The following is a 9,576-nucleotide window of genomic DNA, read 5'->3' on the forward strand; positions in this document are numbered from 1 at the left end:
GATCCCGACTGCAGAAGACCCCTTGGTTCGGGTGGCGTGCAACGCGCCACCGTCCGCCATCGGCTGGTAGTGGCCAGCCGCCAAGCAGCAGCGCGAAAGCGCTGATGACAAGTCGCGCTAGACCTCAAGCCCGGAGCTCTCATGGCCCAAACGTCCACGTACAGTTACACCGAACGCAAGCGCATCCGAAAAAGTTTCGGCAGCCGCGACAGCGTCGTTGAAATCCCCTACCTGCTGCAGATGCAGAAAGACGCGTACACCGCGTTCCTGCAAGCAGGCGTTGCCCCGCAAAAACGCACCGTAGAAGGTCTGCAGGCCGCATTCGACGCCGCCTTCCCGATCGTCTCCCACAACGGCTTCGTGGAAATGAAGTTCCTCGAGTACAACCTGGCCAAGCCGGCCTTCGATGTACGCGAGTGCCAGACCCGTGGCCTGACCTTCGCCTCGGCCGTGCGCGCCAAGGTGCAGCTCATCATCTACGACCGCGAGTCCTCCACGCCCCAGTCCAAGGTGGTCAAGGAAGTGAAGGAGCAAGAGGTCTACATGGGCGAAGTGCCGCTCATGACGGACAAGGGCTCCTTCATCATCAACGGTACCGAGCGCGTCATCGTGTCGCAGCTGCACCGTTCGCCGGGCGTGTTCTTCGAGCACGACAAGGGCAAGACCCACAGCTCGGGCAAGCTGCTGTTCTCGGCCCGCGTGATTCCCTACCGCGGTTCGTGGCTGGACTTCGAGTTCGACCCGAAGGACATGCTGTACTTCCGCGTGGACCGCCGCCGCAAGATGCCGGTCACGATCCTGCTCAAGGCCATCGGCCTGAACCCGGAATCGATCCTGGCGAACTTCTTCGTCAACGACAACTTCCGCCTGATGGACAGCGGCGCGCAGCTGGAGCTGGTCTCCGAGCGCCTGCGCGGCGAAGTCGCGCGCTTCGACATCACCGACAAGGCCGGCAAGGTCGTCGTCGCCAAGGACAAGCGCGTCACCGCCCGCCACACCCGCGAGCTGGAGCAGTCGGGCACCACGCACATCAGCGTGCCGGAAGACTTCCTGGTCGGCCGCGTGCTGGCCCGCAACATCGTCGACCCCGATTCGGGCGAGATCCTGGCCAAGGCCAACGACGAGCTGACCGAAGCGCTGCTGAAGAAGCTGCGTGCCGCCGGCGTGCACGACATCCAGTGCATCTACACCAATGAACTGGACCAGGGCGCGTACATCTCGCAGACGCTGCGCATCGACGAAACCGTGGACGAGTTCGCCGCCCGCGTGGCCATCTACCGCATGATGCGCCCCGGCGAGCCGCCGACGGAAGACGCCGTGCAGGCCCTGTTCCAGCGCCTGTTCTACAACCCGGACACCTACGACCTGTCGCGCGTGGGCCGCATGAAGTTCAACGCCAAGGTCGGCCGTGACGAGCCGAACGGCCCCATGGTCCTGACCAACGAGGACATCCTCGCCGTGGTCAAGATCCTGGTGGACCTGCGCAACGGCCGCGGCGAAGTGGACGACATCGACCACCTGGGCAACCGCCGCGTGCGCTGCGTGGGCGAACTGGCCGAAAACCAGTACCGCACCGGCCTGGCGCGTATCGAGAAGGCCGTGAAGGAACGTCTGGGCCAGGCCGAGCAAGAGCCGCTCATGCCGCACGACCTGATCAACAGCAAGCCGATCTCGGCCGCGCTGAAGGAATTCTTCGGCGCCTCGCAGCTGTCGCAGTTCATGGACCAGACCAACCCGCTGTCCGAGATCACGCACAAGCGCCGCGTCTCGGCCCTGGGCCCGGGCGGTCTGACGCGCGAGCGCGCCGGCTTCGAAGTGCGCGACGTGCACGTCACGCACTACGGCCGCGTGTGCCCGATCGAAACGCCTGAAGGTCCGAACATCGGCCTGATCAACTCGCTGGCGCTGTACGCCCGCCTGAACGAATACGGCTTCATCGAGACGCCGTATCGCCGGGTGGTGGACGGCAAGGTCACCAACGACATCGACTACCTGTCGGCCATCGAGGAAGGCAAGTACGTCATCGCCCAGGCCAACGCGGCCCTGGACAAGGAAGGCCGCCTCACGGGCGACCTGGTGTCGGCGCGTGAAAAGGGCGAATCGATCCTGGTGGGTGCCGAGCGCATCCAGTACATGGACGTGTCGCCGGCGCAGATCGTGTCGGTGGCCGCCTCGCTGGTTCCGTTCCTCGAACACGATGACGCCAACCGCGCACTGATGGGCGCCAACATGCAGCGCCAGGCCGTGCCCGTGCTGCGTCCGGAAAAGCCTTTCGTGGGTACCGGCATCGAGCGCGTCTCGGCCGTGGACTCGGGCACCGTGGTCACCGCCATGCGCGGCGGCGTGGTCGACTATGTCGATGCCACCCGCATCGTGGTGCGCGTGAACGACGCCGAGGCGCAGGCCGGTGAAGTGGGTGTGGACATCTACAACCTCATCAAGTACCAGCGTTCGAACCAGAACACCAACATCCACCAGCGTCCGATCGTCAAGCGCGGCGACAAGATCGCCAAGGGTGACGTGGTGGCCGACGGCGCATCGACCGACCTGGGCGAACTCGCTCTGGGCCAGAACATGCTCATCGGCTTCATGCCCTGGAACGGCTACAACTTCGAAGACTCGATCCTGATCTCCGAGCGCGTGGTGGCCGACGACCGCTACACCTCGATCCACATCGAGGAACTGGTGGTGATGGCGCGCGACACCAAGCTGGGCGCCGAAGAAATCACCCGCGACATCCCGAACCTGGCCGAGCAGCAGCTCAACCGCCTGGACGAGTCCGGCATCATCTACGTGGGTGCCGAAGTCATGCCCGGCGACACGCTGGTGGGCAAGGTCACGCCCAAGGGCGAGACCACGCTGACGCCGGAAGAGAAGCTGCTGCGCGCCATCTTCGGCGAGAAGGCTTCGGACGTGAAGGACACCTCGCTGCGCGTCGACCAGGGCTCGCAAGGCACGGTCATCGACGTGCAGGTGTTCACCCGCGAAGGCATCCAGCGCGACAAGCGCGCCCAGCAGATCATCGACGATGAACTCAAGCGCTTCCGCCTGGACCTGAACGACCAGCTGCGCATCGTCGAGGCCGACGCCTTCGACCGTATCGAGAAGCTGCTGGTGGGCAAGGTCGCCAACGGCGGCCCGAACAAGCTGGCCAAGGGCACCAAGCTGGACAAGGCCTACCTGGCCTCCATCGAGAAGTTCCACTGGTTCGACATCCGCCCGGCGGAAGACGAGGTGGCTTCGCAGCTCGAGTCGATCAAGAACTCGCTGGAGCAGACCCGCCACAGCTTCGACCTGGCTTTCGAAGAAAAGCGCAAGAAGCTCACGCAGGGCGACGAGCTGCCCGCTGGCGTGCTCAAGATGGTCAAGGTGTACCTGGCCGTCAAGCGCCGCCTGCAGCCCGGCGACAAGATGGCCGGCCGCCACGGCAACAAGGGTGTGGTGTCGAAGATCGTTCCGGTCGAAGACATGCCCCACATGGCCGACGGCACGCCGTGCGACATCTGCCTGAACCCGCTGGGCGTGCCCTCGCGGATGAACGTGGGCCAGGTTCTCGAAGTGCACCTGGGCTGGGCCGGCAAGGGCATCGGCCAGCGCATCGGCGACCTGCTGCAGCAAGAGGCCAAGGTGGCCGAGCTGCGCAAGTTCTTCGACGAGTTCTACAACAGCACGGGCCGCAAGGAAGACCTGTCGAAGTTCAGCGACACCGAGATCGTCGAGATGGCGCACAACCTGTCGTCCGGCGTTCCGTTTGCAACGCCGGTGTTCGACGGTGCCTCGGAAGAGGAAATCCGCGCCATGCTGAAGCTGGCCTTCCCGGACGACATCGCCAAGCTCAAGGGCCTGACCGAGAGCCGCACCCAGGCCTACCTGTTCGACGGCCGCACCGGCGAGCAGTTCGAGCGCCCGGTCACCGTCGGCTACATGCACTTCCTGAAGCTGCACCACCTGGTGGACGACAAGATGCACGCCCGCTCGACCGGCCCGTACTCGCTGGTCACCCAGCAGCCGCTGGGCGGCAAGGCGCAGTTCGGCGGCCAGCGCTTCGGTGAAATGGAAGTGTGGGCGCTGGAAGCCTACGGCGCTTCCTACGTGCTGCAGGAAATGCTCACCGTGAAGTCCGACGACGTGCAGGGCCGTACCAAGGTGTACGAGTCCATCGTCAAGGGCGAACACGCCATCGAGGCCGGCATGCCGGAATCGTTCAATGTGCTGGTCAAGGAAATCCGTTCCCTGGGCCTGGACATCGAACTGGAACGTTCTTAATTCAAGGGGATAGGTTCTATGAAGTCACTACTCGACCTGTTCAAGCAATTCACGCCTGATGAGCATTTCGATGCCATCAAGATCGGCATGGCCTCGCCCGAGAAGATCCGCTCGTGGTCTTTCGGCGAGGTGAAGAAGCCCGAGACGATCAACTACCGCACCTTCAAGCCCGAGCGTGACGGCCTCTTCTGCGCGAAGATCTTCGGTCCCATTAAGGACTACGAGTGCCTGTGCGGCAAGTACAAGCGCCTGAAGCACCGCGGCGTGATCTGCGAGAAGTGCGGCGTTGAAGTCACCCAGACCAAGGTGCGCCGCGAGCGCATGGGCCACATCGACCTGGCCGCGCCCTGTGCCCACATCTGGTTCCTGAAGTCGCTGCCGTCGCGTCTGGGCCTGGTGCTGGACATGACGCTGCGCGACATCGAGCGCGTGCTGTACTTCGAAGCGTACGTGGTCACCGACCCCGGCATGACCCCGCTGAAGAAGTTCAGCATCATGAGCGAGGACGACTACGACGCCAAGCGCAAGGAATACGGTGACGAGTTCACCGCGAAGATGGGCGCCGAAGGCATCAAGGACCTGCTGGAAGGCATCGAGCTCGACACCGAGATCGAGAAGCTGCGCGGCGACCTGACCGGCTCCGAAGTCAAGGTCAAGAAGAACTCCAAGCGCCTGAAGGTGCTGGAAGCCTTCCGCAAGTCGGGCATCAAGCCCAGCTGGATGGTGCTGGACGTGCTGCCCGTGCTGCCGCCGGACCTGCGTCCGCTGGTGCCGCTGGACGGTGGCCGTTTCGCCACCTCCGACCTGAACGACCTGTACCGCCGCGTCATCAACCGCAACTCGCGTCTGCGCCGCCTGCTGGAGCTGAAGGCTCCGGAGATCATCGCGCGCAACGAGAAGCGGATGCTGCAGGAAGCCGTGGATTCGCTGCTGGACAACGGCCGCCGTGGCAAGGCCATGACGGGCGCGAACAAGCGCGCCCTGAAGTCGCTGGCCGACATGATCAAGGGCAAGAGCGGCCGCTTCCGCCAGAACCTGCTGGGCAAGCGCGTGGACTACTCGGGCCGTTCGGTCATCGTGGTGGGCCCGACGCTCAAGCTGCACCAGTGCGGCCTGCCCAAGCTGATGGCGCTCGAGCTGTTCAAGCCTTTCATCTTCTCGCGCCTCGAAGCCATGGGCATCGCGACGACGATCAAGGCGGCCAAGAAGGAAGTCGAATCCGGCACGCCGGTGGTCTGGGACATCCTGGAAGAGGTCATCAAGGAGCACCCGGTCATGCTGAACCGCGCTCCGACGCTGCACCGCCTGGGCATCCAGGCCTTCGAGCCGATCCTGATCGAAGGCAAGGCCATCCAGCTGCACCCGCTCGTCTGCGCGGCCTTCAACGCCGACTTCGACGGCGACCAGATGGCCGTGCACGTGCCGCTGTCGGTGGAAGCGCAAATGGAAGCCCGCACGCTGATGCTGGCCTCCAACAACGTGCTGTTCCCCGCTTCGGGCGAACCGTCCATCGTTCCGTCGCAGGACGTGGTGCTGGGCCTGTACTACACCACCCGTGACCGCATCAACGGCAAGGGCGAAGGCCTGATCTTCTCCGACATCGGCGAAGTGCAGCGCGCGCTCGACGCCCGCGAAGTGGAGCTCACCTCCAAGGTGGCGGTGCGCATCACCGAGTGGAACAAGAACAAGGAAACGGGCGAATTCGTTCCGTCGACCTCGCTCGTGGACACCACCGTCGGCCGTGCCCTGCTGTCCGAGATCCTGCCCAAGGGCCTGGCTTTCTCGAACATCAACAAGGCGCTGAAGAAGAAGGAAATCTCCAAGCTCATCAACGCGTCCTTCCGCAAGTGCGGCCTGAAGGAAACGGTGGTGTTCGCCGACAAGCTGCTGCAAAACGGCTTCCGCCTGGCGACCAAGGCCGGTATTTCCATCGCCATCGACGACATGCTGGTGCCGTCCGAGAAGCACGACATCATCGACGCCGCTTCCAAGGAAGTGAAGGAGATCGAGCAGCAGTACGTCTCCGGCCTGGTGACGGCCGGCGAGCGCTACAACAAGGTGGTGGACATCTGGGGCAAGGCGGGCGACGCCGTGTCCAAGGTGATGATGGCCAAGCTGTCCAAGCAGAAGGTCGTCGACCGCAACGGCAAGGAAGTGGACCAGGAGTCGTTCAACTCCATCTACATGATGGCCGACTCGGGTGCCCGCGGCTCTGCCGCCCAGATCCGCCAGGTGGCCGGCATGCGCGGCCTGATGGCCAAGCCGGACGGCTCGATCATCGAAACGCCCATTACCGCGAACTTCCGCGAAGGCCTGAACGTGCTGGAGTACTTCATCTCCACCCACGGTGCCCGCAAGGGTCTGGCCGACACCGCGCTGAAGACCGCGAACTCGGGCTACCTGACGCGTCGTCTGGTGGACGTGACGCAAGACCTGGTCGTGACCGAGCAGGACTGCGAAACGCACAACGGCTCGACCATGCGCGCCATCGTCGAAGGCGGTGAAGTCATCGAATCGCTGCGCGACCGAATCCTCGGCCGCACCGCTGCCGACGATGTGCTGCACCCCGAGACGCGCGCCGTGCTGCTCAAGGCCGGCGAGATGTTCGACGAGGACAACATCGAGGAACTGGAAGCCCAGGGCGTCGACGAAGTCCGCGTGCGCACCGCGCTGACCTGCGAAACCCGCTACGGCATCTGCGCCAAGTGCTACGGCCGCGACCTCGGCCGCGGCGGCCTGATCAACATCGGCGAAGCCGTCGGTGTGATCGCCGCCCAGTCGATCGGCGAGCCCGGCACGCAGCTGACCATGCGTACCTTCCACATCGGTGGTGCCGCTTCGCGCGCTGCCATCGCCTCGAGCGTGGAAGCCAAGAGCAACGGCGTGATCGGCTTCAACGCCACGATGCGCTACGTGACCAACTCCAAGGGCGAGCTGGTGGTGATCGCACGTTCGGGCGAGATCGTCATTCATGACGAGCACGGCCGCGAGCGCGAGCGCCACAAGGTGCCCTATGGCGCCACGCTGACGGTGAAGGCCGACCAGCAGGTCAAGGCCGGCACCATCCTGGCCAACTGGGATCCGCTGACCCGACCCATCATCACCGAGTTCGCCGGCAAGACCGTCTTCGAGAACGTCGAGGAAGGCCTCACGGTGGCCAAGCAGGTGGACGATGTCACGGGCCTGTCGACGCTGGTGGTCATCGACCCCAAGCGCCGCGGCGCCGCCAAGGTGGTGCGTCCGCAGGTGAAGCTGATCGACGCTTCGGGCCACGAAGTGAAGATCCCCGGCACCGACCACTCGGTGACCATCGGCTTCCCGATCGGCGCGCTGATCCAGGTGCGTGACGGCCAGGACGTGGGCCCCGGCGAAGTGCTGGCCCGCATCCCGGTCGAAGGCCAGAAGACCCGCGACATCACCGGCGGTCTGCCGCGTGTGGCCGAGCTCTTCGAAGCCCGCTCGCCCAAGGACAAGGGCCTGCTGGCAGAAATGACCGGCACGATCTCGTTCGGCAAGGAGACCAAGGGCAAGATCCGCCTGCAGATCACCGATCCGGACGGCAAGGTCTGGGAAGAGCTGGTGCCCAAGGAAAAGAACATCCTGGTGCACGAAGGCCAGGTGGTGAACAAGGGCGAAACCGTGGTGGACGGCCCGGCCGACCCGCAGGACATCCTGCGCCTGCTGGGCTCGGAAGAGCTCGCCCGCTACATCGTCGACGAAGTGCAGGACGTGTACCGCTTGCAGGGCGTGAAGATCAACGACAAGCACATCGAGGTGATCGTTCGCCAGATGCTGCGCCGCGTCGTGGTCGAAAGCGCCGGCGAGTCGAGCTACATCGTCGGCGAGCAGGTCGAGCGTTCGGAGATGCTCAACACCAACGACGCCCTGCGCGCCGAAGGCAAGATCCCCGCAACGTTCACCAACTTGCTGCTGGGCATTACCAAGGCGTCGCTGTCGACCGACTCGTTCATCTCGGCCGCTTCCTTCCAGGAAACGACCCGCGTGCTGACCGAGGCGGCGATCATGGGCAAGCGCGACGAGCTGCGCGGCCTGAAGGAAAACGTCATCGTCGGCCGCCTGATTCCGGCGGGTACCGGCATGGCCTACCACCAGGCGCGCAAGGCCAAGGACCAGATGGACGAGGCCGAGCGCCGCGCCATCGCCGAGGCCGAAGCTGCCGAGCTGGACGCTGCCGCATCGGCGAGCGAAGAGCCCGCTGTTGAAGGCGCCGGCGCTGCCGACGCCAGCGAAGGCGCTGCAACCGAGTAAGGCACTGCTGCTCCCGCAGGCTGCCATGACCGGCCCGAGCGCCCCCCTGCCCACAGCGGCCGGGGGGCGCTTTTTCGTTGTCGGTGCAGCAGCGTCGGGAGATCGACTTTTCCATGAGTGCCTTGCCTGATTCGATCTACTGGTGGGTCGGCGGCGCCTTGCTGCTGTTCTGGTTCGTGGGCGCGAACAACCGCCTGATGCGCCTGCGCTCGGCTGCGCTGGTGGCCTATGCGGCGCTGGACGCAGCGCTGCTCAAGCAGCTCGACTACGTCCAGGCGCGCACCACCCGCGCGCTGGTGGTGAGCGGCGTGGCCAAGCCGGACGTCGACATGGAAAGCTCGCTGCTTTCCTCGGTCGCGCAGCTGTCCGCCATGCTCGCCGTCACCAGGCTGCGGCCGCTGGAGCCCTCGCGCGTTGCCTCGCTGGGGACGGCGCTGCACGTGATGCTCAACGCCTGGGGACGCATGTACCCCGGCGAAGTGCTGCACTTCGATGCCGAGGGCACACTGTCCATGCCGGCGCCGCTGAATGGCGAGCTGTCCCGCGTGCCGCAGGTTTCTCCGTTTGCCTGGCCGGAACCGTCGGCTGCGGCAGAGATTGCGAGGGGACAGTTCAACGATGCGGTGAATGCCTACAACCGCGCCATCAGCCAGTTTCCAGCGCTGATCGTGGCGTGGGCATTCCGCTTGCGTCGGGCTTCTCCGCTCGTCTGACCACCTACCGCCGGCCGCCCAGTGGGCGCCGGCCTTTACCATCGCCTGCACGTTGGCTTCTTCTTCCGATCTCCATCCTTCCTCCGGCGCGGATTCCGTGCCGCACGCGCAACCACCGCTCTGGCGCCAGTTGCAGTTGTGCGCGGGCGTGCTCGCCGCGGTGCGCGCCGGCACCTCCGGCGCGGCCGCCTTCGACGCGGTCGACCCTGTCCTGCGCCCCGGCGTGCAGGCCCTGGGCTTTCATGTGCTGCGCTGGCTCGGGCGAGCCGAGGCGTTGCGCCGCCACCTGGCGCGCCGCACGCCGCCGCCGCCGGCCGATGCGCTGCTG

At 65.1% G+C, this 9,576-nt stretch carries 3 protein-coding genes and 1 pseudogene; all 4 read left to right on the top strand.

Features of this window, described 5'->3' with window-relative positions; genetic code table 11:
• The first annotated feature begins 141 nt into the window (after positions 1 to 141).
• A complete protein-coding gene (gene rpoB / locus VSO01S_RS18780) occupies positions 142 to 4,266 on the top strand; it encodes a DNA-directed RNA polymerase subunit beta (protein ID WP_068644330.1) in 4,125 nt (1,374 codons plus the stop codon).
• Between the two features lie 18 nt (positions 4,267 to 4,284).
• Entirely contained in the window at positions 4,285 to 8,535 is a 4,251-nt protein-coding gene (gene rpoC / locus VSO01S_RS18785; protein WP_068644331.1) for a DNA-directed RNA polymerase subunit beta', read from the top strand.
• 113 nt (positions 8,536 to 8,648) lie between these two features.
• On the top strand, positions 8,649 to 9,248 hold the full coding sequence (locus tag VSO01S_RS18790) for a lema family protein (RefSeq protein ID WP_068644332.1): 600 nt from the start codon (positions 8,649 to 8,651) through the stop codon (positions 9,246 to 9,248).
• Positions 9,249 to 9,345: 97 nt separating this feature from the next.
• A pseudogene (locus VSO01S_RS18795) lies at positions 9,346 to 9,576 on the top strand (16S rRNA (cytosine(967)-C(5))-methyltransferase RsmB); the annotation flags it as partial.

Origin of the sequence: Variovorax soli NBRC 106424, from assembly GCF_001591385.1 — a bacterium.
Lineage (GTDB): Bacteria > Pseudomonadota > Gammaproteobacteria > Burkholderiales > Burkholderiaceae_C > Variovorax > Variovorax soli.

Coding starts and splice junctions, on each gene's coding strand:
- rpoB (WP_068644330.1), top strand. CDS start 142: ATGGCCCAAACGTCCACGTACAGTTACACCGAACGCAAGCGCATCCGA.
- rpoC (WP_068644331.1), top strand. CDS start 4,285: ATGAAGTCACTACTCGACCTGTTCAAGCAATTCACGCCTGATGAGCAT.
- VSO01S_RS18790 (WP_068644332.1), top strand. CDS start 8,649: ATGAGTGCCTTGCCTGATTCGATCTACTGGTGGGTCGGCGGCGCCTTG.